The following is a 26,090-nucleotide window of genomic DNA, read 5'->3' as shown; positions in this document are numbered from 1 at the left end:
GATGAAAAAATATATAAAATTATTAGCTGTCTCAAGCTTGTTCGTTTTAGGAGCTTGTTCAAATGATTTTCTAGATACGGAGCCTTCTACAACCAAAGTTGAAGAGAATTTTTATAGAACACCAGCTGATGCCTATTCAGGATTGATTGCTGTTTATGATGTATTACAGCGTGAAGCTTACGGCGGGCCTTTATTGATTAGTGAACAGGCTTCGGACGATTGTTTTGGAGGATACGGTATTGCCGATGCGCAGACAGATATAGAATGGGACAGATTTTTATTTGTTTCGAATAAAGAAATGAATGCTGATGTATGGAAATATGCCTATTTAGGAATTTACAGAGCCAACATTTTATTAGAAAATCTGGATAGAGTAAACTGGGGATCTGATACAGCTCTAAAAACAAGATACGAAGCAGAAGCTCGTTTTTTAAGAGCACATTTCCACTTTATGGCAGCTAAAATGTTTGGAGATATTGTGCCATTAGACCATACTATTAAGGCAAGCGAATTTTTATTGCCGAGACAACCGGCTGAGGTAACATACGCTTTGATCGCAAATGATTTAAAATTCGCTTCAGATAATTTAAACAATGATAATTATTCTCAGGCAGGAAATGCCAATTATGGACGCATTACAAAATGGGCAGCAGAAGCTTATTTGGCAAGAACATTTTTATTCTACACTGATTATTATAAAAAAACGGACTTGGCAGGAGTTATAACTAAAGCACAAGCCGTTACTTATATTAATGATGTAGTCAATAACAGCGGACATGGATTAGTTGCTGATTTTGCTAATCTTTGGTTAGCAGCATCTTTCGACAAATTTGCCGGAGAAGATAATACAGAAATGGTTTGGGCTGTTCGCTTTAATGGTTCAGGAAAAGGAGACTGGAATTTGAATGAAGGAAATCGTTTTCAGGTTGATATCGCACCTCGAGGCGGCGCAATTGGTCCTTATGCAACAGGATGGGGCGGCGCAACTGTTACGCCTAAATTGTATAATGCTTACGAACCGGGAGATACCCGCAGAGATGCAACAATCATTGATTATAAAAATGAAAGCTATAAAGGAAATCCTTTAAATTTTGATCCGGTAGCAAGAGAGCAGCGTCAATACACAGGATATTCCTGGAAAAAATACTGCCCAATTAACAATGATGCAGGAGTAAGTATTGTAGAAGCAAACGGAGGAAATTTCCAAATTGACAACTATCAGGATTTTGCTGTTATTCGTTTTTCGGATGTATTGTTAATGGCTGCCGAATTAAATTTAGAAACTAACAGTGCTTTGGCATTGGCAGATATAAACAGGGTTCGTGACAGAGCTTTTAAAGATACAAATCACAGATTAACAGTGGCTAATTTTAATAAAGCTGCAATCATGAAAGAGCGCCAATTAGAATTAGCTCTGGAAGGATTACGTTATTTCGATTTAATCAGACAAGGAGTTGCTGTAGCTAAAGCTGAAATTGATAATGCAAACGTTGATTCTCAATTTAATGTAACATTTAGAACAGAAACGCAAGGCTGGTTTCCATTACCGCAATCTCAAATAGTTCTTTCTAACGGTACTATTTCACAAAATCCAGGTTGGTAATTAACTAAAAACAAACTATTATGAAACGTATATTATATATTTTAATAGCTGCAATAACACTAAGCTCACTACTGTTTTCATGCGAGCCGGTAGAAGATCGCGAGAGTTTGCCAGCAGTGACTTTAACATCGTCAACACTTAAGTTTTCGGTAACACAAAATGCTGCAAATAAGAATATAGTAATCTTAAAAAATCAAGATCCGGAAGTAATTCCATATTGGAGATATGTAGACGGAAATGGTAATGAATTAGGGCATTCTAATAAAGGCGAGGATCAAATTACATTTCCTTTTGCTGGAAAATATACCGTTTATTTTACGGCTTATACAAGAGGAGGTTCTGTAGATGCAGCCCCGGTAGAAGTAAATGTGGAAGAAAATGACGAAACGTATTTCAGCGATCCAAAATGGGCCATGCTGACTAATGGCGTAGCAGGTAAAACTTGGGTTCTGGATTTTATTGATCCGGTTGGCTGGGCAGGTTTAGACTATCCTGCCGCATCTGGAGACAACTGGAACTGGTTTCCGGATTATGCAAGTAACTCATGGATCATGCCAAGCAAAGACTGGGGAGAAATGTATTTTGATTTGAACGGAGGTTATAATACTACCGTAAAACAAACAGCAATTAGCAGTAATGTGCAGACAACCAAAAAAGGAACTTATAGTTTTGAAATCGCCAATAATAAATTAATTTTTAATGGAGGCGTAGAAATGCTGTATGGTGGAGATTATTATGCAGATTGTGCTATTTGGTACAGTGTAAAAGTGGTTGAACTTAAAGATAATTCATTGCGTCTGGCTGTTATTCGTAACCAAAGCAGAACCGGAGAAGGCGTTTGTTTAATCGTTTTTCATTACAAGCCTAAACCATAATACATTATAAAAAAGAAAACTACCGGTAGGGGATCGATACAGACACCTATCGGTATGTTTATATTTGTTATACAAACCACAAAAACGACTATCTATGAAAACCACATTTAAATATCTGAGCAGACTTTCAGTTTTGATTTTTTCTGCGATGTTTTTATTAAGTTCCTGCAGTAAAGAAAATACTTTTTCAAACCGAAAAATCTCTTTTAATGCAGACTGGAGTTTTCATTTAAATGATAGTTTAACAAATAAAGATACCATTGGAACTTCAACCAAATGGAGAACCTTAGATCTTCCGCATGATTGGAGCATCGAAGGCAAATTTGATGAGAAAAGCTCAGCTGGATATGGGGGTGGATCACTAAATGGAGGCTTAGGTTGGTATAAAAAAACTTTTAAAATAGCAAAAGAAGATATAAATAAAATAATATCAATAACCTTCGATGGCGTTTATAAAAACAGTGAAGTCTGGATAAACGGACATTATTTAGGAAAACGTCCAAACGGATATATTGGCTTTCAATATGAACTTTCACCATACTTAAATTACGGAGAAAAAACCAACGAAATAATTGTAAAGGTTGACAATTCAAAACAACCAAATTCACGCTGGTATTCAGGATCAGGAATTTTTAGAAATGTCTGGTTAGAAACCACAGATAAATTACACGTTGAACATTGGGGAACTTATGTTACAACTCCAAAAGTTACTGCCGAAAAAGCTTCTGTAAATATTGAAACTAGAATTCAGAACGATCATTTAGAATCAAAAAAGTTAACATTAGTAACTACCATTTATAAGGAAGATAAAAAAGTTACCTCAGGCTCCACTACATATATAACGCTTACTCCAAAAAGCGGCACATTGCTAAATGTAAAAGCAGAAGTAGAATCGCCAGTTTTATGGTCAGTTGAAAAACCAGAATTGTATACAGCTATTACGGAGATTTTGGTTGATGATAAAATTGTTGATCAATACAAAACGAATTTCGGAATCAGGGATTTTAAATTTGACTTGAACAAAGGTTTTATTTTAAACGGAAAACAAGTCAAAATAAAAGGAGTCTGTATGCATCACGATTTAGGTCCGCTGGGTTCTGCAATCAACACGCGCGCTATCGAACGTCAGTTAGAAATTCTGAAAGAAATGGGCGTAAACGGAATTAGAACGTCTCATAATCCGCCCGCTCCGGAACTTTTAGATCTATGTGATAAAATGGGTTTCATTGTCATGGATGAAGCTTTTGACATGTGGAAACAAAACAAAACCAAATACGATTATGCAAATGATTGGGACAAATGGCATAGACAAGATTTAGCAGATCAATTACGCCGTGACCGAAATCACCCAAGTATTTTTATATGGAGTATTGGAAACGAAATTCCGGAACAATGGAATGAAACAGGTGTTGAAATTGCCAAAGAATTGGCAGAAATCGTTCGTATAAACGATAAAACCCGCCCACTTACAGCAGCAATGAACCCGCCGGTAAATATGAATATTGATGCTGTAACATTACAATTCGAAAAAAAGAATGTTCAGTTTAATGCTATTGCAAAATCTGGTATTTTAGATTTAATCGGATATAATTATGCGCATCAAACCTATGAATATCATCAAAAGAATTTTCCAGACAAACCTTTCATAGCAACCGAAACAACTTCAGGTTTAGAAACACGAGGTTATTATGATACCGTTTCAGATACTATAAAGAAATGGCCCGTAAGATGGGATCTTAAATTTACAGAAGGAAATCCCGGAAACACTGTTTCAGCTTACGATCAGGTTCAGGCACCTTGGGGTTCAACGCACGAAGCAACCTGGAAAGTCATTAAAAAACACGATTTCCTTTCGGGAATGTACATTTGGACAGGTTTCGATTATATCGGAGAACCAACTCCATACGAATGGCCATCAGTAAGTTCGTATTTCGGAATTGTAGATTTAGCCGGTTTCCCAAAAGACGTTTATTATATGTACCAAAGCGAATGGACAAACAAAACCGTGCTTCACGTTTTTCCACATTGGAACTGGAAAGCCGGACAAACTGTCGACGTTTGGGCATACTATAATAATGCTGATGAAGTGGAACTTTTCGTAAACGGAAAATCAGTTGGAAAAAGAAGCAAAAAAGGAGACGATTTACACGTAATGTGGAGAATTCCTTTTCAGGCCGGAACACTAAAAGCCATTTCTCGTAAAAACGGAAAAACAGTTTTAGAAAAAGAAATCAAAACAGCCGGAAATCCTTCGCAATTAAAACTAACCGCAGACAGAAGTACCATTAAAGCCGACAAAAATGATTTGTCATTTGTAACCGTTGATATTTTAGACGATAAAGAAACTTTGGTTCCAAATGCCAATAACGAAATCAATTTCTCATTAACAGGAAATGGAAAAATTGTAGGCGTTTGCAGCGGAGATCCCGTAAGTCACGAATCGTATAAAGGAAATAAACATACTGCTTTGGCTGGAAAATGTCTGGTTATTGTACAATCTGGAGATAAAACAGGAAGAGTGGAATTAACCGCAAAAGCAAAAGGATTAAAACCCGCAACAATAGTAATCACAACAGAATAATAATACAACGTCAACATTCCTGCAAGGTTTCCAAAACCTTGTAGGTATAATTAAGTTTTAGATAAGTCTACACAAAACCTACAAGGTTTGAAAAACCTTGCAGGATGAATAAAATGAGATTTTAAATAGAAGAAAAAATACAAACCTACAAGGTTTTGAAAACCTTGCAGGAGAACTAACATCTAGAATATTACCAATGAAAAACACACAACTAACCACTTTGTTTTCAATCTGTATGTTTGGATTGCTGCTTACGCCAAAAGCATCGGCACAAATCCAAAATGCGGATGTATTAAACGCCCCAATAGACATCAGCAAAGATTTTCAGAACTATCTGAACACTTTTTATTTTGCCGATGAACTAGCTTCTTTCGATCCGGCAACGGGAAAAGGAACCATAAAATATTTGAGATACAATTACAAAACGCGTCAGGCTTTCAACAACATGATGATGAAACCTGATGTAGAAAAAGCAAACGAATTTCCAACAACAGAATATGAAGAATCTCCTGTTTTGCCATTCGAAATTCAGTTTGTTTCTGATAGAACGATCAGAATAAAAACCACTTCGGGACCGCAATTTCATCCGCAAAAAGAATCTCTAATGCTCGTTGACGGCGTTGCGCCAAATCATCCTGAATTATGGAAATATTCTAAAATTGAAGGCGGTCACAGTTATACAAATAAACATGGAAGAGTTGAAATTTTGACCAAACCATGGCACGTAAAAATTTACGATGAAAACGGAAAACTGCTGACAAGTACACTTCACGATACCGATTTTAAAAACACGTATACACCAACACTTCCATTCTCTTACGTTCGCAGAAACAGCGATTATTCAAGAAGTATGGGCGCGGCTTTTAGCTTAGAACCAGACGAAAAAATATTTGGCTGCGGAGAATCATTCACGCAATTCGACAAACGCGGTCAAAAAGTTGTTTTATGGACAGATGATGCAAACGGAATCCAGAATGAAACGATGTACAAACCCATTCCGTTTTACATGAGCAGTCGTGGTTACGGAGTTTTCATGCATCACTCAACACCAATAACCGTTGACTTTGGTAAATATTTTGGAAGTGCCAACGAAATGTACATTGGCGATGACGAAGCTGATTTGTTTTTCTTTATTGGAGAGCCAAAAGATGTTTTAGATCAATATACCAATTTAACCGGAAAAGCAGCAATGCCACCGCTTTGGTCTTTCGGTTTCTGGATGAGCCGTATTACTTATTTCTCTGAAAAAGAAGGAAGAGAAGTAGCCAAAGATTTACGCAAATATAAAATCCCAACCGATGTAATTCACTTTGATACAGGTTGGTTTGATGTAGACTGGAGAAACAATTATGAGTTTGCAAAAGCACGTTTCCCAGATGCAACAAAAATGATGTCTGATTTAAAAGAAGATGGTTTTCATGTTTGTTTATGGCAGTTACCATATTTCACACCAAAGAATACTTTGTTTCCGGAAATTATGGACAAAAACTTAGCTGTAAGAGACAGAAAAGGAAATCTTCCTTATGAAGATGCCGTTTTAGATTTCTCAAATCCGGAAACAGTAACTTGGTATCAGGGAAAATTGAAGAAATTATTTGACGAAGGAGTTTCAGTTTTCAAAGTTGATTTTGGAGAAGCCGCTCCGCCAGACGGAATTTACCATTCAGGAAGAACAGGATTTTACGAACACAATTTATATCCGTTACGATATAATAAAGCTGTTGCCGAAATTACTCAAAAAGAAAAAGGATATACTTTAATCTGGGCAAGAAGCACTTGGGCAGGATCTCAGCGTTATCCGTTACATTGGGGTGGAGATGCCGAAACTTCTAACGGAGCAATGTCGGCAGAATTACGTGGCGGACTTTCATTAGGATTAAGTGGATTCAGTTTTTGGAGTCATGATGTTGGAGGATTTGCAACAAAATCTCCAGAGAATTTATACAGAAGATGGGCACCATTCGGAATGTTTACTTCACATGTAAGAAGCCATGGAGAGCCTCCGCGCGAACCTTGGTTATACAGTAAAGATTTCTTGGAAGGATTTAGAAAAGCTGATAATATGCGTTACGAATTAATGCCATATATCTACGCTCAGGCAAAAGAAAGTTCTCAAAAAGGTTTACCAATGATGCGTGCCTTATTTGTAGAATATCCAAATGATCCGGGAGCCTGGTTAGTAGACAATGAATATTTATTTGGGTCAAGTATTTTGGTTGCACCGCTTTTTGAAGAAGTAACAGAAAGAGATGTTTACCTTCCGGAAGGAACATGGATTGATTATCAAACTAAAAAAGTATACCAATCTGGGTGGCATAAAATTAAAGCCGGAGAAGTGCCAATTGTAGTTTTGGTAAAAGACGGAACTGCATTGCCTCACATCGCTTTAGCGCAATCTACAAAAGATATGGATTGGAGTAAATTAACGCTGAAAGTTTATGCAAGCGACAAAACAACTTCGGCGGCAGCCAAAGTATTTTTACCAAATGACACTGCAGTTCAGGAAATAAAATTAACCAAAAACGGAAACAATTTCGATGTAACAACAAACCCATTAAACGGAAAAACCACTTTTAAAACGGAGTGGATAAAATAAAAAGTTTGCCACGAATTGCACGAATTTCCACGAATTGAATTTGTGATAATTTGTGTAATTGCTTCGCCTATTCGCTATCGCTCGGTTCGTGGCAAAAAATAAAATATTTAAACACATAGGAACATAGATTTTTGTTTGTGAATAAAAGAAAATAAAAAGAAACTAGTTTCTTCACACATAGAAATAAATGCAATTATGTAGATCGTGTTTATCCCCTAGGGATTTTATATCGGTAGAAAAAAATGTTACGCATTATATTTTGTCCCGTTAGGGACTAAACAAATTTAGAAAACATATAGTCCCTAACGGGACACTGGAAACGGATTTCTCTTTTTTTCTACCGATATGAAATCTCTACGAGATAAGGTAGATGTGAAAAGGCTAATATTCAAATTCAGCTATGTTTGTTTAAACAAATGAAATGCCTTTTATAAGTTTAGTAAATCTATGTCACTATGTGTTTAAAAATCACATAACAATATTAAAAATAAGTTTTTGTTGAGTTTCTAAATCGGGTGAAAGCCTTGCCAACGCCCGATTTATTAAAAATGAATTAAGAAAAATATCATGAAAAAACACCTGATTCTTCCCGCTTTATTACTTTCAGTTTCGATTGGATACAGTCAGAAAAATAAAAATGCGTACGAACTCGCTTCGCCAAACGGACAAAATAAAATCAAATTTGAGTTAGTAAAAAATGCTCCGAAATATGCCGTTTCACACGGAAAAACTGAAGTCATTACACCATCAGATTTAGGATTTTTATTGAAAGGAAATGAAGATTTTAGTACCAACTTCGAAATCAAAAATGTCAAAAACTCCACTTTTGATGAAACTTGGGAACAAGTTTGGGGAGAAAAGAAAAACATCAGAAATCATTACAATCAGCTTTCGGTAGAATTACAGCAAAAAACAGGAAACAAACGTAAACTGGAAATTCAGTTTCGTGCTTTCGATGACGGAGTTGCTTTCAGATATGTATATCCAAAACAAAATGTAAAAGACAGTATTTTCATTATGGATGAAAAAACGACTTTTAATTTAAAAGAAGATGGAAAAGCATGGTGGATTCCGGCCAACAGAGAAAACCGTGACGAATATTTATTTGAAGCTGCTCCGGTTAGTAAATTAGATACAGTTTTGACTCCGCTTACAATCGAAAGTAAAAGCGGATTAGCGTTGAGTTTTCATGAAGCAAATTTGATCGATTACGCCAGTACAACTCTGGTAAATAATGAAGGAACACAATTAAAAACAGATTTAGTTCCTTGGGCAGACGGTGTAAAAGTTCGTGTAAAAGATACCTTCACTTCATCTTGGAGAACGATTCAAATTGGAGAAAAACCAGCAGATTTAATTATGTCTTATTTGATTTTAAACCTGAATGAACCAAACAAATTAAAAAACACAAACAGCTATTTTAAGCCATACAAATACTTAGGAATTTGGTGGGGAATGCACATTGGGAAATATACTTTTTGGGAAAGCGACAAACAAGGCGCAACCACAAAACACGCCGAAGAATATATTGATTTTACAGCAAAAGAAGGTTTTCATCATTTGTTGATCGAAGGCTGGAACAAAGGCTGGACGCCGGGCTGGTATGAAAACCGTATGCACATGTTCAGTTTCACCCAAAACGCCGATAATTTCGATTTAGAAAAAGTAGTCGAGTACGGAAAGAAAAAGAATATCGAATTAATTGGATATCACGAAACAGGTTCGAACCTGATAAATTATTTAAAACAAGTTGACGAAGGTTTTGCCTTATACAAAAAACTTGGAATTCACACGGTAAAAATTGGTCACGTAGGTTCTAAATTAAATATGAAACAAATGCACTTCGGGCAGTTTGGAGTAAATTATTTCAGATACATTTTAGAAAAAGCAGCACAATATGATTTAGCTGTTTTATATCACGAATCCATAAAAGATACTGGAGAGCGCAGAACTTTTCCAAACATGGTTTCGAGAGAAGCAGCGCGTGGACAAGAATACAACGCTTGGAGCGAAGGAAATCCGCCGAATCATTTAAGTATAATTCCGTTTACAAGATTACTTTCAGGACCGATGGATTTTACACCGGGAATTTTTGATGTTGAGGTAAAACAAGGTTATCCGGGAAAAAGAATTCAGGGAACTGTTGGGCAACAATTGGCAATTTATGTAACGACATATTCTCCAATTCAAATGTTGGCTGATCTTCCTGAAAATTATGAAGGGAAACCAGCTTTACAATTCCTAAAAGATGTTCCAACAGATTGGGAAGACACAAAAGTGTTAAACGGAGAAATTGGTCAATACATCACAACGGCTCGTAAAGACAGAAACAGTGCCGACTGGTTTTTAGGAAGTATAACAAATGAAAACCCAAGAGAACTTGAAATTTCACTTTCTTTTTTAGATAAAAACGCAACTTACGAAGCACAAATTTATGCTGATGCCGAAGGAACAGACCAAAAACACAATCCCGAAGCAGTAGCCATTTCGAAGAAAACCGTAAAAGCTTCCGATTCGCTAAAATTAAAATTAGGCGGAGCGGGAGGAACAGCAATTAGATTTAAAAAATTGTAATTACACAGATATTCAAACCCGACAAGTTTTTTAAAACCTGTCGGGTTTACTCAACAAAACGATTACAAACAATTTGTAGAAACGCAATTCGTAGAGACGCACAGCAGTGCGTCTAACACAACGTAATTCCGAACAGATATGAAAAGAATTTTTATACTACTGGTTTTAATTCATTCAATCCAAATTATTGGACAAAATAACAATGCTGAAAACCGAATCATAAAAATCGATTACAATAAAGAAGCAGGAAAATTAAACACCATGTTTAAAGAATGCATCGGCGCCGGAAGAGCAAACGAAGGTTTACGTGCCGACTGGCAGGAACAATTAGCATTGGTTAAAAAAGAATGTGATTTTAAGTACATCCGAATGCACGGTTTATTGACCGATGACATGGCCGTTTATCGAGAAGACGAAAAAGGAAATCCTGAATACAATTATCAATACGTCGATGTTTTGTTCGATTATATAGTAAGCTTAAAAATGAAACCTTTTGTAGAATTAGGTTTTATGCCGAATGCATTGGCAAGCGGAAAAGAAACTATTTTTTGGTGGAAAGGAAATGTAACGCCACCAAAAGATTATAAAAAATGGGAAGATTTAATTCAAAATTTAACCCAGCATTTTACAGAACGATACGGAGCAGAAGAAGTAAAAACATGGTATTTTGAAGTTTGGAACGAACCTAATTTATCACCAGGTTTCTGGACAGGAACACAAGCCGATTATTTCAAATTATATGAATATGCGGCACGTGCAGTAAAAAATGTAAATAAAGAGTACAAAGTCGGCGGGCCAGCGACAGCAGGAGCGGCGTGGGTTCCTGAAACAATTGACTTTTGTGCAAAGAATAATGTTCCAATCGATTTTATTTCAACACATACTTACGGCGTAAAACATGGATATCTGGATGAATTCGGAACATCGGGAACAATTTTGAGTCAGGATGAATTCAGCGTAAGCGGCGATATTTTAAATTCAAGAAAACAGATTGCAGCTTCGGCAAAACCAAATCTGGAATTACATTATACAGAATGGAGTACTTCTTATACTCCGGCAGATCCAATTCACGACAGTTATCATTCTGCAGCGTATATTCTGCAAAAAATAAAACAAGTTGGTAATGCTGCAAACTCCATGTCATATTGGGTTTTTACCGATATTTTTGAAGAAGCAGGACCAAGATTTACACCTTTTCACGGCGGTTTCGGATTATTGAACACGCAGGGAATTAAAAAGCCTGCCTATTTCTCGTATTATTTGATGAACAAATTAGGAGAAATAGAACTTCAAAATTCAGATAAAAATTCATGGATAACTAAAAATGAAAAAGGCGATGTACAACTTTTGTTTTGGGATTTTACGAACACACATCCGGGCGATAAAGTTTTAAACCAAACTTATTATCTTCAGGATTTACCTTCGAAATCAAAAGGAGTTGTAAAAATCGAATTAGACAATCTGGTAAAAGGAAAATATAATCTGGAAATCTATAAAGTCGGTTATAAAACACACGATGTTTATGCCGATTACTTGGCAATGAAAAGTCCAAAACAATTGAGTAAAGAACAAGTAAAATTGCTTAAAGAAAAAAATAACGATTGTTTGATTTCATCAGAAAAAATAAAAATAGATTCAAAAGGAGCATTCAATAGAGATATTTCAATTAATGAAAATGATGTTTATATGTTTAGATTTGTAAAACAGTAAACTAACTATAAAATCTAAAAACTAAAAAACCACAATCAATGAAAAACAAATTTATATACTTCTCGGCGGCACTGGCAGTGATGCTGTTTGTTTCGTGCAAAAATGAAGTACAAAATTCAGATGCTGAATCAGCTCAAAAAGAATATTTAGGAAAAGAAATCGGTACAGAACATGATGCCGAAATAGATAAATTAATTTCTCAAATGACACTTGAGGAAAAAGTTGGAATGCTTCACGGTAACAGTATGTTTGCCAATGCGGGCGTAAAACGTTTAGGAATTCCGGAATTAAAAATGGCCGACGGACCGCTTGGTGTTCGTGAAGAAATTTCACGCGACAATTGGGCTCCGGCAGGATGGACAAACGATTTTGCAACTTATTATCCAGCAGGCGGCGCTCTGGCAGCAACTTGGAATGCAGAAATGGCGCATACTTTCGGAACTAGTTTAGGAGAAGAATTACGTGCGAGAGATAAAGACATGTTACTTTCTCCGGCAATCAACATGGTAAGAACGCCGCTTGGAGGAAGAACTTATGAATACATGAGTGAAGATCCGTTTTTGAATAAAAAAATCGCCGTGCCTTTAATTGTAGGTTTACAGGAAAAAGATGTAATGGCGTGTGTAAAACATTTTGCAGCCAACAATCAGGAAACCAATCGTGATTATGTAGATGTACAAATTGACGAACGTACACTTCGCGAAATTTATCTTCCGGCTTTCGAAGCTTCGGTAAAAGAAGCAAAAGCATACAGTATAATGGGCGCTTACAATAAATTTAGAGGAGAATATTTATGTGAGAACGATTATATGCTGAATAAAATCCTACGTGATGAATGGGGATTTAAAGGAATTGTGGTTTCAGATTGGGCTGCGGTCCATTCTACAGCAAAATCATTGAAAAATGGTTTAGATATTGAAATGGGAACACCAAAACCGTTCAATGAATTTTTCTTAGCCGATAAATTAATTGCTGCAGTTAAATCCGGAGAAGTTTCAGAAAAAGAAATTGATCTTCATGTAAAACGTATTTTACGAGTTTTATTCCAAGTTAAAGCAATGGGCGGCGGCGAACGTGCAAAAGGAAGCATCGCAACCGAAGCACATTACCAAGACGCTTATAAAATTGCTGCAGAAGCAGTTGTTTTATTGAAAAATGAAAACAACGCATTGCCATTAAAATTAGACGGAGTTAAATCTATCGCTGTAATTGGAAACAATGCCACAAAGAAAAATGCTCTTGGCGGATTTGGTGCGGGAGTAAAAACAAAAAGAGAAATTACGCCTCTTGAAGGTTTAAAAAACAGGCTTCCATCTTCAATAAAAATCAATTATGCTGAAGGTTATTTAGAGCGTTACGACGAAAAAAATAAAGGAAATCTAGGAAACATAACATCAAACGGTCCGGTAACAATTGATCAATTAGATCCGGCAAAAGTTCAGGAAGCAGTTGAAGCTGCTAAAAATTCTGATGTTGCGATCATTTTTGCAGGCTCAAACCGTGATTATGAAACAGAAGCTTCTGATCGTAGAGATCTGCATTTGCCTTTTGGACAAGAAGAATTAATTCAAAAAGTATTGGCTGTAAACCCAAAAACAATTGTAGTTTTTGTTGCCGGAGCACCTTTTGAAATTGAAAGTATCAGCAAAAAATCGCAAGCTGTAGTTTGGTCTTGGTTTAACGGTTCTGAAGGAGGAAATGCTTTAGCCGATGTATTATTAGGAAAAGTAAATCCGTCAGGAAAATTACCTTGGACAATGCCTAAAGCGATTATGGATTCTCCGGCGCATGCCACAAACAGTTTCCCTGGAGGAAAAACAGTAAATTATGCTGAGGGAATTTTAATTGGATACCGTTGGTTTGATACCAAAAATATTGCGCCTTTATATCCTTTTGGTTACGGATTATCATATACTACTTTTGGTTTTGAAAATGCGAAAGCAGATAAAACTGATTATGCGCAAAATGAAACAATCTCAGTTTCTGTTGAAGTAAAAAACACAGGAAAAGTGGATGGAAAAGAAGTAGTTCAATTATACGCTTCAAAATCAGATTCTAAAGTTACACGTGCAGCTCAGGAATTAAAAGGATTCTTAAAAGTTTTAGTAAAAGCAGGATCTTCGCAAACAGTTACAATTAAAGTTCCGGTAAAAGAATTAGCTTATTATGATGTTACTGCCAAAAAATGGACAGTTGAGCCAGGAAAATACACTTTAAAAGTGGGGAATTCTTCAAGAGATATTAAAAAAGAAATTCCTGTAACAATCAAATAAGATGAAAAATACAATTAAAACTTATTTTTTAAGTACGCTTTTATGCTTTTCATTTTTGAGTCTTTGGGCTTGCAGTTCTGATAAAGAAGGAGAAAAAGCAGCGGCAAAAACACTTACAGTCGACACTAATAAAATTGATTTTGTAAGCAAAGGAAGCGAAGCCAGCGTAAAAATAAATACAAATGTTACAGCATGGACAATTAGTAATCCAAATTCAAACTGGCTTCAGTTAAGTCAGGCGGGAGGAACTTCGGGAACTATTACCGTTAAAATAACAGCTCTGGAAAATACAAGTACCGAAGCAAGAACGGCAACAATTACAATTAATTCAGGCGAAACTTCATCTGTACAAATTGCAGTTACTCAGGCAGGCGCGGCAGTTGTTACGAGTTTATATCCGAGTTACAATACAAACCCAATTACGGCAGATCAATCCGGAATGTCAAGTACTGCTGTACAATTAGCAGCAAAAATAAAATTAGGCTGGAATATTGGCAATACATTAGAAGCAACCGGAGGAGAAACTGCTTGGGGAAATCCAAAAGTTACCAAAGCTTTGATTGATGCTGTAAAAGCAAACGGATTTAATGCGATAAGAATTCCATGTTCTTGGAACCAATATTTGGAAAATGCTTCAACAGCAAAAATCAAAACAGAATGGCTCGACAGAGTAAAAGAAGTAGTTCAGTATTGTGTTGATAATGATATGTATGTTGTAGTGAATATTCACTGGGACGGCGGCTGGCTGGAAAATAATATCACCGAAGCTAAAAAAGTCGAAAACAATGCAAAACAAAAAGCTTTTTGGGAACAAATTGCAACACATTTACGCGGATTTGACGAACATTTACTTTTTGCAAGTGCCAATGAACCAGCGGTTGAAGATGCCTCACAAATGGCAGTTTTAACTTCGTATCATCAAACTTTCATTAATGCAGTTCGTTCAACCGGAGGAAAAAATGCTTATCGTACTTTAGTAGTTCAGGGACCAACAACAGATATTGAAAAAACAAACAAATTAATGACTACTTTGCCAACAGATTCTGCGGCAAACAGAATGATGGTTGAGGTTCATTATTATGCTCCGTGGAATTTTGGCGGTTTAACTAAAGATGAAACCTGGGGAAAAATGTTCTATTATTGGGGAGCAAATTATCATTCCACAACAGATACAGAACGAAATGCAACTTATGGAGAAGAAGCAGATTTAGAGAAAAATTTCAAATTAATGAAAACTCAGTTTGTCGATAAAGGAATTCCGGTTTTGTTAGGAGAATTTGGAGCCATTCGCAGAACGACTTTAACCGGAGATGCCTTAACTTTACATTTAGCTTCGAGAGCGTATTATTTAAAAACGGTGGTAAAAACAGCAAAAGCAAATGGATTATTACCTTTTTATTGGGACGAAGGAAGCATCGGAAATAATGGTTTTGGAATTTTTAAAAGAAGCGATAATTCCGTTTTCGATACTCAGGCCTTAACCGCTTTAAAAGAAGGATTACAGTAAAAAAGTTTTTATAAACCATATAAGTGATATAAGTAAAATTAAGTTTTTTGTCAGCATTGAGCTTAAATTATCTTATATCACTTATATGGTTTAAACAATTTAAATTTAGAAGAAATGAAAAAATGTATTGTATTTATTTTTCTGATAATAAATGTTTTAGCTAATGCAAATGTCAAAATGCCTTTACTGTTTTCTGATGGAATGGTATTGCAGCGTGATAAAAAAATCCCGTTTTGGGGTTTTGCCGATGCAAATGAAAAAATAGAGGTTCATTTTAACAAACAAATTCAAAAAACAACTGCCGATAAAAACGGAAAATGGACTTTAAATCTAAATTCTGAAAAAGCGGGCGGACCTTTCGAATTAATTATTATCGGGAAAAATAAAATCACAATCAAAAATGTTTTGGTTGGTGAAGTCTGGATTTGCAGCGGACAATCGAATATGGAATTTCAGGTTTTTAAAACGATAAATGCCGAAAAAGAAATTGCCAATTCTGATTATCCAATGATTCGTCATTTTGGAGTTGCACAAGATTTAAGCGGAAAACCAAAAGACGATTTAAAAGCCGGAAAATGGGAAATAGCAAATAAAGAAACTGTTGGTAATTTTACAGCAGTTGGATATTACTTCGCCAGAAAATTATATGCCGAATTAAAAATCCCAATTGGAATCATTAATACTTCTTGGGGCGGAACGAATGTAGAAACCTGGACAAGCCGCGAAGCATTTCAAAAAAGTGATGATTTCAAATCTATGATTGCTGAAGTTCCTTCGCTAAATGTCGATTCTATTTCGAAATTGTACGCCAAAAAAATGAAAGAAAGAGTCGAGAAAATTCAGGGAACTCCGGTAAGTACAGATAATGAAAATACTTTTAAAGAATTTGATTTCAACGATTCATCTTGGGGCGAATTAAATACGCCGAGTTTATGGGAAAACCAACCTTTAGGTGATTTAGACGGAATTGTTTGGATGCGAAAAACGATTACACTTTCTGCAGAAGATATAAAAAACAAAGCAACACTTTATCTTTCAAAAATTGATGATGAAGACATTACATACGTAAACGGAATTGAAGTTGGTAAAAACTCACAATACGATTTAAAACGTGTTTACGAAATCCCATCAAATGTTTTGAAAGAAGGAAAAAATGTAATTTCGGTTAGAATTGTAGATAATGGCGGCGGCGGTGGAATCTACGGCGATGCAGCCGATTTGAAACTAAGTCTCGGCAGTAAAAATATTCCGCTTGACGGAAAATGGAAATTCAAAGTTATTACTGTAAAAACAGCATTATCACCAAACAGTTATCCGTCGTTGTTATACAATGCCATGGTAAATCCGCTGGTTCCGTACGCTATTGAAGGCGTTTTATGGTATCAGGGCGAAGCGAATGTTTGGAGAGCGAAGCAGTATAAAAAAGCATTTCCGTTAATGATTACAGATTGGCGAACAAAATTTAAACAAGGTGATTTTCCTTTTTATTTCGTTCAATTATCAACTTTCAATGAGTTCAACGGAAACAGTAAAACAGGAAGCCGTTGGGCAGAACTTCGCGAAGCACAGTCTGAAACTTTAAAACTGCCAAATACAGGAATGGCGGTTACGACGGATATTGGAAATGCAAAAGATATTCATCCAACAAACAAACAAGATATTGGATTGCGTTTGGCAGCAGTTGCTTTAAATAATATTTATGGCAAAAAACAAGTTCACAGTGGACCAACTTATAAATCGCAAGAAATAAAAGGAAATCAAATTATTTTGACTTTCGATAATATTGGTTCGGGTTTAACGGCTTCAGATAATTCAGAAAACCTAAAAGGATTTGAAATTGCAGGTGCAGACAAAGTTTTTCATTCCGCGAAAGCGATAATAAAAGACAACAAAGTAATTGTATCAAGCGATCAGGTTCAAAATCCCGTTGCAGTTCATTATGGCTGGGCAGATGACGATACCGAAATTAATCTTTTCAACAAAGAAAAATTCCCGGCATCGCCATTTAGAACTGATAATTGGGAAATGATTACGGCGAATGAAGTTTACAAAGTGAGTAAATAGTTTTTAGTTCTTAGTGATTAGTAAATAGTAATTAGTGAGAAGTAAAAAGTCTTTTGAACGGTTTTTTGAAACTTGTTTGAATGAAAATAAATAAAAATGTTCCGTTAGGAACAACTCGTCGGTAGCAACGGATGAAATCCGTTGATCAAAAAAACAACATTGCAATAATGTTCCGTAGGAACATCTGATCGGTAATATTTAAAACGCAGCAAAATGAATCCAAGCCTCATAAAAACATTTCTCATTTTACTTTTCGCCTCTTACTACACAAACATTTCGGCACAATCGAAAAATGTTTTATGGTACGATAAGCCTGCTGATTTCTTTGAAGAAAGTTTGGTTTTAGGAAACGGAAAAATGGGTGCAACGGTTTTTGGAGGTGCAAATTCAGATAAAATTTATTTGAATGATGCGACGCTTTGGTCGGGAGAACCTGTGAATGCAAAAATGAATCCGGAAGCGTATAAAAACATTCCCGAAATTCGCGAAGCATTAAAAAACGAAAATTATAAACTAGCCGAAGAATTAAACAAGAAAATTCAAGGGAAAAACTCCGAATCGTATGCACCTTTAGGAACATTAGAAATCAACAATGCTGAAAAAGGAAAAGCGGTAAATTATCATCGAGAACTGGATATTTCGAACGCCATTTCGAAAGTAAGTTATGAAATGGCCGGAATAAAATATACACGTGAATATTTTGTTTCAGCTCCAGATCAAATTATGGTAATCAAATTAGCAGCCGACCAAAAAGGAGCTTTAAATTTTGATATCAATTTAAAAAGTCTTTTACAGTCAAATATTGAAGTAAGAAATAATATTTTGGTAATGACAGGTTCTGCACCCATTCATGAAAATGCCGGATATGCTGTTTCACCAAAATATCTGGAGATAAAAGACAGAGGAACAAAATTTACCACTTTAGTCCAAATCAAAAAAACGGACGGAAAAATTACAAGTTCGAGAGAAACACTAACTTTAAAAGATGCGACGGAAGCTATTATTTATGTTTCTGTAGCCACAAGTTTTAATGGTTTTGACAAAAATCCAGCAACTGAAGGTCCTGATGATGTAAACATTGCATTGCAAAACCTGAACAAGGCATTTGCAAAACCTTTCGACAAATTAAAAGAATCTCATATTGCCGATTATCAAAAATTCTACAATCGTGTAACGTTAGATTTAGGCAAAACCACAGCACCAGATTTACCAACAGACGAACGTTTACTGCGCTACGCTGACGGAAAAGAAGATAAAAACCTCGAAATTCTCTATTTTAATTACGGGCGGTATTTATTGATAAGTTCTTCAAGAACATTGGGCGTTCCGGCGAATTTGCAGGGAATTTGGAATCCGTATTTGAATCCGCCTTGGAGCAGTAATTATACGATGAATATTAATCTCGAAGAAAATTACTGGCTGGCAGAAAACACGAATCTTTCAGAAATGCATTTGCCGCTTTTGAGTTTTATAAAAAATCTTTCGGTAACCGGAAAAGTGACAGCAAAGACTTTTTATGGTGTAAACGAAGGCTGGGCGGCGGCGCACAATTCTGATATCTGGGCAATGACAAATCCTGTTGGGCAATTTGGAAAAGAAGAACCAATGTGGGCTTGCTGGCCAATAGCGGGCGCTTGGTTAAGCACACATATTTGGGAACATTATATTTTTACTGAAGATGAAGCTTATTTAAAAAAAGAAGGTTATCCTTTGATGAAAGGTGCAGCCGAATTTTGTTTGGGCTGGCTGGTAACAGATAAAAATGGAAATTTAATTACATCGCCATCAACCTCACCGGAAAATCAATATAAACTAGCAGATGGTTTTGTAGGCGCTACATTATATGGTGGAACTGCCGATTTAGCTATGATTCGCGAATGTTTTGATAAAACCATTAAAGCTTCAAAAGTTCTGAATGTTGATGCTGATTTCAGAAAAAAATTAGAAACAGCACTTTCAAAACTGTATCCGTATCAAATTGGTAAAAAAGGAAACCTTCAGGAATGGTATTTTGACTGGGAAGATAATGATCCGAAACACCGTCATCAATCGCAGTTGTTCGGACTTTTTCCGGGCGATCATATTACGCCTTTAAAAACTCCAGATTTAGCCGAAGCTTCAAGAAAAACACTCGAAATAAAAGGCGATGAAACTACGGGCTGGTCAAAAGGATGGAGAATTAATCTTTGGGCAAGACTTTGGGACGGAAATCGCGCTTATAAAATGTTCCGCGAATTATTGCGTTACGTTGATCCAGACGGTAGGAAAACAGAAAAACCAAGAAGAGGCGGAGGAACGTATCCGAATTTATTCGACGCGCATCCGCCATTTCAAATTGATGGAAATTTTGGTGGAGCCGCAGCCGTTGCCGAAATGTTAGTGCAGTCTAATGAAAATGAAATTAGATTACTTCCGGCCTTACCAGATGCCTGGGAACAAGGTTCTGTAAAAGGAATCTGCGCAAGAGGCGGGTTTGAATTAGAAATGATTTGGAATAATAAGAAACTGGAAAAAGTAATTGCTTCTTCGAAAAAAGGAGGGAAAACAACTTTAATTTTTGGAGATAAAAAACAAGATATTATCTTGAAAAAAGGAGAAAGTATAGAAGTGAAATTCTAAATATTATTTTGAAAAATATTGTCATCCTGAGCGAAGTCGAAGGCTCGATTAACATAAAATGGCTTCGACTTCGCTCAGCCTGACACACTAATTAACAAACCCGACAGGTTTTTAAAACCTGTCGGGTTTACTTTGCGCAAAGAATATTATTCTTTTTTAGAAGGATCTTTTTCTTCTTCAGATTTCTCAGCTTGTTTTTCTTTAAAAGTCTCATACCATTTTTCAATAGAAGGATAAACAAAAGCAGCCACTTTTTTAACCGGATTATAGAAAATAGATTTATCTAAAGTTTCCTTTTTAGCGAAAGTATTATTGAAATTGATTTTCTCGAACAAAGCAATAAAAATACTTAAGATCAGGATTGTTTTTAAGATTCTGAAAAAACCTCCGCCTAACTTATTCATCCAGCCCAGCATTGCAAAATCAGCAATTCCGGTTAATATTTTAGCAAGGAAATAAACACCAATTACAACCAGAATAAAAGTTAGGATAAAAGCAGTAATTTGAATATTAGTAGGATTCCATGAAACATGTTTTGAAATCATGCCGGCTATTAAAGAAGAAAATTTAATCGCAAGATAAATTCCCAATAAAAGTGAAATAAAAGAAGCAACTTCTACAAAAAGACCGTTTTTAATTCCTTTGTATAAACTGTAAACTAAAAGTGCGGCAACGATAATATCAAAAAAACTCATGTTTTGGTATGTTTAATAAAGGCGCAAATATATGTTTTTTTTAAGGTTTAAAGGCTCAGAGCTGCAAAGGTTCAGACGTTTTTAATCTTGATATATCTAATATTTAAAATCTATGTTTCTATGTGTTTAATTTTTTTAACGTGTTTGAATTTGAACTGTGTATCTTTGCAGCTCTAATTTAAGACTTCAGATTGCAGATTTTAGATTTTAAATCAGCAATCTAAAATCTAAAATCATAAATAAAAATGTCTAGAGATACACAATTAAAAGAGCGCTGGGAAAAGCTCGTCGATATACTTTCAAATCAATTTTCGCAAGGCGAAGATTTAGATTTAGATGCCATAATTTACCTAATTGGAGTTCAGGAACTCGGAAAAGTGCACCGTGAATTCAAAAAAGATGAAAAATTAAACTTAATGCATATTGCAATTTGTAGATTGCTTGAACCTTATGGGTTTTATGAATTTGATTTTTTTGATGCTGAAGGCTGGCCGCATTACAAAGTAAAAGAGCAATTGCCTGCGCTAAAAGCCGGAGAACAATCTGTTTTAATGAAAGAAGCAATTGTAAATTATTTTTTAGAAAGAAACGTTATTGAGTAGTTTTTAGTTTACAGTCGCAGTCTCAGTTTACAGTCGATTGAACTGAAAACTGAAAACTGCGACTGCGACTGCGTACTTTAAACTAAAAACACTAAATTTGTACTCTCAATTATCGAAGGAAAATGATAGATAAGATCAAACAACATATAGAGGAAGCTAAAGCCTTTAATGAGAAAAATAAAGAATCGTTAGAACAATTCCGTATTAAATATTTAGGAAGTAAAGGTTTATTGAAAGAACTTTTTACTGAATTTAAAAATATTCCAAACGACCAGAAAAAAGACTTTGGACAAGTAATAAATACTTTAAAAGCTGTTGCTGAAGAAAAAGTAAGAGTTATTCAGGAAGAACTTGAAAGCAAAGAAGAAACAAAAGGAATTTTTGGCGATTTAACACGTGCCGCAGAACCGGTTATTATTGGTTCTCGTCATCCTATTTCTATCGTAAAAAATCAGATTATAGATATTTTTGCCAATATTGGATTCAACGTTTCTGAAGGTCCGGAAATTGAAGACGACTGGCATAACTTTACGGCATTAAACCTTCCGGAATATCATCCGGCAAGAGATATGCAGGATACCTTTTTCATTCAGACAAATCCTGATGTATTATTGCGTACGCATACATCATCTGTTCAGGTGCGTTATATGGAAAATCATAAACCGCCAATTCGTACTATTTCTCCGGGACGTGTTTTCCGTAATGAAGCTATTTCATCACGTTCACACTGTATTTTCCATCAGGTAGAAGGATTGTATATTGACAAAGATGTTTCTTTTGCAGATTTAAAGCAAACGTTACTTTATTTCACTAAAGAAATGTTCGGAAAATCTAAAATCCGTCTTCGTCCGTCTTATTTCCCTTTTACAGAGCCAAGTGCTGAAATTGATATTTATTGGGGACTAAAAACGGAAACCGATTACCGTATTACTAAAGGAACGGGCTGGTTAGAAATTGGTGGCTGCGGAATGGTTGATCCAAACGTTTTGAAAAACTGTGATATTAATCCAGACGAATACAACGGTTTTGCATTTGGAATGGGAGTAGAGCGTATTGCCATGCTTTTATACCAAATTGGCGATATCCGTATGTTCTACGAAAATGATGTTCGTTTCTTAGAGCAATTTAAAGCAAATATATAAGTTGCAATTTAGATTTTAGACTGTAGATTTTAGATTAATTCGAATGTCTAATTTATTATAATAATATAATAAACCTTTGTTGAAGTTTAGGCTTTGACAAAGGTTTTAAAGCTTTTAATAAAAATGAAAAAAGATATAACAATTCCAGAAGTTGAAAATGTGTTTCTTGCTGCGGTGCAGGAATGGAGCGATGATTTTATGGAAAAAGTGTGGTACGCTTATCTTGTAAACGACAGCGACTTTAATTTAGACAGCGTTATGGTGGTTTCAAAAGCATTTGGAACTATTGATGGTGAAATGAAAAAAACATCGGTTTTACGTCACGCTTTTGTTGAAGTTCCGGCAGTTTCTGTAGTAAAGATCGAAATGATAGAGAAAAGCCTTTTGGTTTTGAATAATGAATTTATGGTAACATTCTTTATCGGGAACACTTTGTACGATAAGAAATTTATATTCAAATCTAATTTAATCAACGAAAATAATACGGAAGAAGTGCCTATTTTGTTTGTTGAAGGGATAATGGTGAAATAGTTTTTAGTTTACAGTCGCAGTATTCAGTCTCAGTTTACAGTGAAAAGTAAATAGTGAAAAAATAAAAAAGTCAGGAATAATTTTAAATTATATTCCTGACTTTTTTATTGACTGAGACTGTAAACCGAGACTGAATACTTAATCTAAAGACTCCGTTAATTTCTTAAATACAGACTTCGCATCTTTTCCTTCATATAAAACAGCATAAACAGCGTCTATAATAGGTGTTTTTGCTCCGTAACCCTGATTTAGTTTATAAGCACTTTTTGTTGCGTAATAACCTTCCGCAACCATGCTCATTTCCATCATGGCACTTTTTACAGTATATCCTTTTCCAATCATGTTTCCAAACATTCTGTTTCTTGAGAAAACCGAATATCCTGTAACTAATAAATCTCCTAAATAAGCAGAATCATTAATGTTACGTTTCATTTTATGAACTTTACGAATGAATTTTTTCATTTCACGAATTCCGTTACTCATCATAACCGATTGGAAATTATCTCCATAACCTAATCCGTGAGCAATTCCGGCAGCGATTGCATAAATGTTTTTAAGCATTGCAGCATATTCGGTACCAATAATATCATCAGAAATTTTAGCTTTAATATAATTTCCAGAAAGTGATTTTGCAACCGTACGAGCTTTTTCGGGGTCTCCACAGGCAATTGTTAAGTACGAAAGTCTTTCAAGAGCAACTTCCTCAGCGTGGCAAGGACCAGTAATAACACCAATATTATAATATGGAATATCGTATTGAATGTGAAAGTGTTCACCAACTATTAAACTTGTTTCTGGAACAATTCCTTTAATGGCTGAAAAAATGATTTTATCAGCTAATGAAACCGTCATGTTTTTTAATTCGGCATCTAAAAAAGCAGATGGAATCGCAAAAATGATATAATCTGCAAATTCGATTGCTTCGTTTATATTGCTTGTTAATCTAAGTTTGCTGGTATCAAACTCAACAGAACTTAAATAATTAGGATTGTGTTTATATTTTTGGATATGTTCGATTGCAGATTCATTACGCATATACCAGGCAATTTCTGAAAGATTCACACATAACATCTTTGTAATTGCCGTTGCCCAGCTTCCTCCTCCAATTACTGCAAATTTTAATTTTCCGCTCATTATTTTAATAATTTAAAACAAAAGTACTTAATAATGTAGTAATAATACAAAATCTGATTTAAGAAATTTGATGAACGTCTTTAATTTCAATGGTTTTCAGCATGTTTGAATAAAATAAATAATATTTTTAACAAGTATGCAATAAAGAATAAAAACGTGCGTTATAACTAATTGTAAATTAGAATTTAATGAATTTATCAAGAATTGAGTTAGTTAGTTTTGTTTTAGTATTTTGAAAAGGCGTTCCTAAACTTATTAAGAACGCCTTTTTTAGTTAAATTCCAATTTAGAAAATCCAAATTCCAATTTCAGCTTCAAATAAAAAATTCCAAATCCCAATAATTAAGTATGCTATTGGAATTTGGAATTTAAAAATTTTGGAATTTACTTAATAACTAAGCTCAACAATAGATTTTACTTTATCTAAAGTTACCAATTGATTTTCGCCTAAACCTTTCCAGCCTCTTTCGTCGAAACGATTTACGATAAAATCTGCAGTTTTGGTATAATCATCCGTGTATTGAGAAAGTTTCGTGTCCATTCCCATTGTATGGAAAAATTCAACCGTTTTATTGATTGCTTCTTTTGCCACTTCATCATCAGAACCAGAAAGATTAAAAATACGTCTTCCGTATTGTGCTAATTTTCCTTTTTTAGTTTCGAACATTACGTTATATAAACTTGGGCCGATAATTGCCAAAGTTCTCGCATGATCAATTCCGTAAAGAGCCGTTAATTCGTGACCAATCATATGCGTTGCCCAATCACTTGGAACACCTTTTTGAATTAATCCGTTTAATGCCATTGTACAGCTCCACATAAAGTTGGAAGCCAAAGCATAATCATTTGGATTTTCAACCACTTTTGGGCCAACTTCAATTAAAGTCTGTAAAATTCCTTCGGCGATTCTGTCTTGAAGAAAACCTTCATGCGGATACGTTAAATATTGCTCCATTACGTGTGTGAAAGCATCAACAACACCGTTTTGAATTTGTCTTTTTGGTAAAGATTCAATTACAGTTGGATCACAGATAGAAAATTTCGGAAATAATGCACTTCCGCCAAAAGCCAGTTTTTCCTGAGTAGCTTCGATTGTAACTACAGAACCTGAATTCATTTCACTTCCTGTTGCAGGCAGCGTTAAAACAGTTCCGAATGGTACAGCGTTTTCTTTAATCAGAATTCGTTTTTGTAAAATATCAATCGGATTTCCTTGGAAATTAACGGCTGCCGAAATAAATTTCACACCATCAATTACAGATCCTCCGCCCACGGCAAGAATGAAATTAATTTTCTCTGCTTTGATAACTTCAACAGCTTTCATTAAAGTTTCAAAATGCGGATTTGGCTCAATTCCTCCAAATTCAACAATTTCAAAACCTTTTAAGTTTGCGATTACCTGATCGTAAACGCCATTTTTAAAAATACTTCCACCCCCATAAGCCAAAAGGATTTTTGCATCTTTTGGAACTAAAGTCGAAAGTTTTTCAATTTGTCCTTTTCCGAAAATTAAATTTGTCGGATTGTATAATTCAAAGTTTAGCATGATTTTTATTTTTAAGTTGCTAAGGTTCTAAGATGCTA

General features: G+C 35.2%; 16 protein-coding genes. 13 read left to right on the top strand and 3 right to left on the bottom strand.

Annotated features, from left to right (window positions below; genetic code table 11):
- Position 1 precedes the first annotated feature (1 nt).
- The 10 genes from NLJ00_RS04265 to NLJ00_RS04220 all read left to right on the top strand — a co-directional run bounded on the left by NLJ00_RS04265 (position 2) and on the right by NLJ00_RS04220 (position 20,402).
- Positions 2 to 1,603 carry a RagB/SusD family nutrient uptake outer membrane protein gene (locus tag NLJ00_RS04265; protein WP_053473454.1) on the top strand — a complete coding sequence of 534 codons (1,602 nt, stop codon included), beginning with the start codon at positions 2 to 4 and terminating at the stop codon, positions 1,601 to 1,603.
- 20 nt (positions 1,604 to 1,623) lie between these two features.
- The gene (locus NLJ00_RS04260) at positions 1,624 to 2,478 is read left to right on the top strand and encodes a hypothetical protein (RefSeq protein WP_053473425.1); all 855 of its coding nucleotides are present in this window, start codon (positions 1,624 to 1,626) and stop codon (positions 2,476 to 2,478) included.
- 94 nt (positions 2,479 to 2,572) lie between these two features.
- Positions 2,573 to 5,059, top strand: coding sequence for a beta-galactosidase GalB (galB, locus tag NLJ00_RS04255; RefSeq protein ID WP_256636351.1), 2,487 nt, complete (start codon positions 2,573 to 2,575; stop codon positions 5,057 to 5,059).
- A gap of 196 nt (positions 5,060 to 5,255) precedes the next feature.
- A complete protein-coding gene (locus tag NLJ00_RS04250) occupies positions 5,256 to 7,655 on the top strand; it encodes a glycoside hydrolase family 31 protein (RefSeq protein ID WP_256636350.1) in 2,400 nt (799 codons plus the stop codon).
- Between the two features lie 567 nt (positions 7,656 to 8,222).
- Entirely contained in the window at positions 8,223 to 10,229 is a 2,007-nt protein-coding gene (locus tag NLJ00_RS04245) for a glycoside hydrolase family 97 protein (RefSeq protein WP_256636349.1), read from the top strand.
- 138 nt (positions 10,230 to 10,367) lie between these two features.
- Complete coding sequence (locus NLJ00_RS04240) at positions 10,368 to 11,939, top strand: GH39 family glycosyl hydrolase (protein WP_256636348.1); 1,572 nt, start codon at positions 10,368 to 10,370, stop codon at positions 11,937 to 11,939.
- 38 nt (positions 11,940 to 11,977) lie between these two features.
- Entirely contained in the window at positions 11,978 to 14,212 is a 2,235-nt protein-coding gene (locus NLJ00_RS04235; RefSeq protein WP_256636347.1) for a glycoside hydrolase family 3 C-terminal domain-containing protein, read from the top strand.
- A 1-nt stretch (position 14,213) separates the two neighbouring features.
- Complete coding sequence (locus NLJ00_RS04230; protein WP_256636346.1) at positions 14,214 to 15,719, top strand: cellulase family glycosylhydrolase; 1,506 nt, start codon at positions 14,214 to 14,216, stop codon at positions 15,717 to 15,719.
- Between the two features lie 114 nt (positions 15,720 to 15,833).
- A complete protein-coding gene (locus tag NLJ00_RS04225) occupies positions 15,834 to 17,783 on the top strand; it encodes a sialate O-acetylesterase (RefSeq protein WP_256636345.1) in 1,950 nt (649 codons plus the stop codon).
- A gap of 213 nt (positions 17,784 to 17,996) precedes the next feature.
- Positions 17,997 to 20,402, top strand: coding sequence for a glycoside hydrolase family 95 protein (locus NLJ00_RS04220; protein ID WP_256636344.1), 2,406 nt, complete (start codon positions 17,997 to 17,999; stop codon positions 20,400 to 20,402).
- 146 nt (positions 20,403 to 20,548) lie between these two features.
- Here the strand turns inward: NLJ00_RS04220 and NLJ00_RS04215 are convergent, their stop codons facing one another.
- A complete protein-coding gene (locus NLJ00_RS04215; protein WP_256636343.1) occupies positions 20,549 to 21,097 on the bottom strand; it encodes a CvpA family protein in 549 nt (182 codons plus the stop codon).
- A gap of 245 nt (positions 21,098 to 21,342) precedes the next feature.
- Between NLJ00_RS04215 and NLJ00_RS04210 the strand changes: the two genes are divergently transcribed.
- From NLJ00_RS04210 to NLJ00_RS04200, 3 genes are all read left to right on the top strand, one after another.
- Positions 21,343 to 21,699, top strand: a complete 357-nt coding sequence (locus NLJ00_RS04210) for a hypothetical protein (protein ID WP_053473416.1) — start codon at positions 21,343 to 21,345, stop codon at positions 21,697 to 21,699.
- A 122-nt stretch (positions 21,700 to 21,821) separates the two neighbouring features.
- A complete protein-coding gene (gene pheS / locus NLJ00_RS04205) occupies positions 21,822 to 22,841 on the top strand; it encodes a phenylalanine--tRNA ligase subunit alpha (RefSeq protein WP_053473415.1) in 1,020 nt (339 codons plus the stop codon).
- Positions 22,842 to 22,964: 123 nt separating this feature from the next.
- Complete coding sequence (locus tag NLJ00_RS04200) at positions 22,965 to 23,372, top strand: hypothetical protein (protein ID WP_053473414.1); 408 nt, start codon at positions 22,965 to 22,967, stop codon at positions 23,370 to 23,372.
- Between the two features lie 138 nt (positions 23,373 to 23,510).
- Here the strand turns inward: NLJ00_RS04200 and NLJ00_RS04195 are convergent, their stop codons facing one another.
- Together NLJ00_RS04195 and NLJ00_RS04190 are read right to left on the bottom strand one after the other, a co-directional pair.
- Positions 23,511 to 24,506, bottom strand: coding sequence for an NAD(P)H-dependent glycerol-3-phosphate dehydrogenase (locus tag NLJ00_RS04195; protein ID WP_053473413.1), 996 nt, complete (start codon positions 24,504 to 24,506; stop codon positions 23,511 to 23,513).
- A 388-nt stretch (positions 24,507 to 24,894) separates the two neighbouring features.
- Positions 24,895 to 26,052, bottom strand: a complete 1,158-nt coding sequence (locus NLJ00_RS04190; protein ID WP_256636342.1) for an iron-containing alcohol dehydrogenase — start codon at positions 26,050 to 26,052, stop codon at positions 24,895 to 24,897.
- Positions 26,053 to 26,090 lie beyond the last annotated feature (38 nt).

Origin of the sequence: Flavobacterium panici (genome assembly GCF_024499525.1) — a bacterium.
GTDB classification, from domain to species: Bacteria; Bacteroidota; Bacteroidia; order Flavobacteriales; family Flavobacteriaceae; genus Flavobacterium; species Flavobacterium panici.
This window is presented reverse-complemented; position numbering and strand designations above follow the sequence as displayed.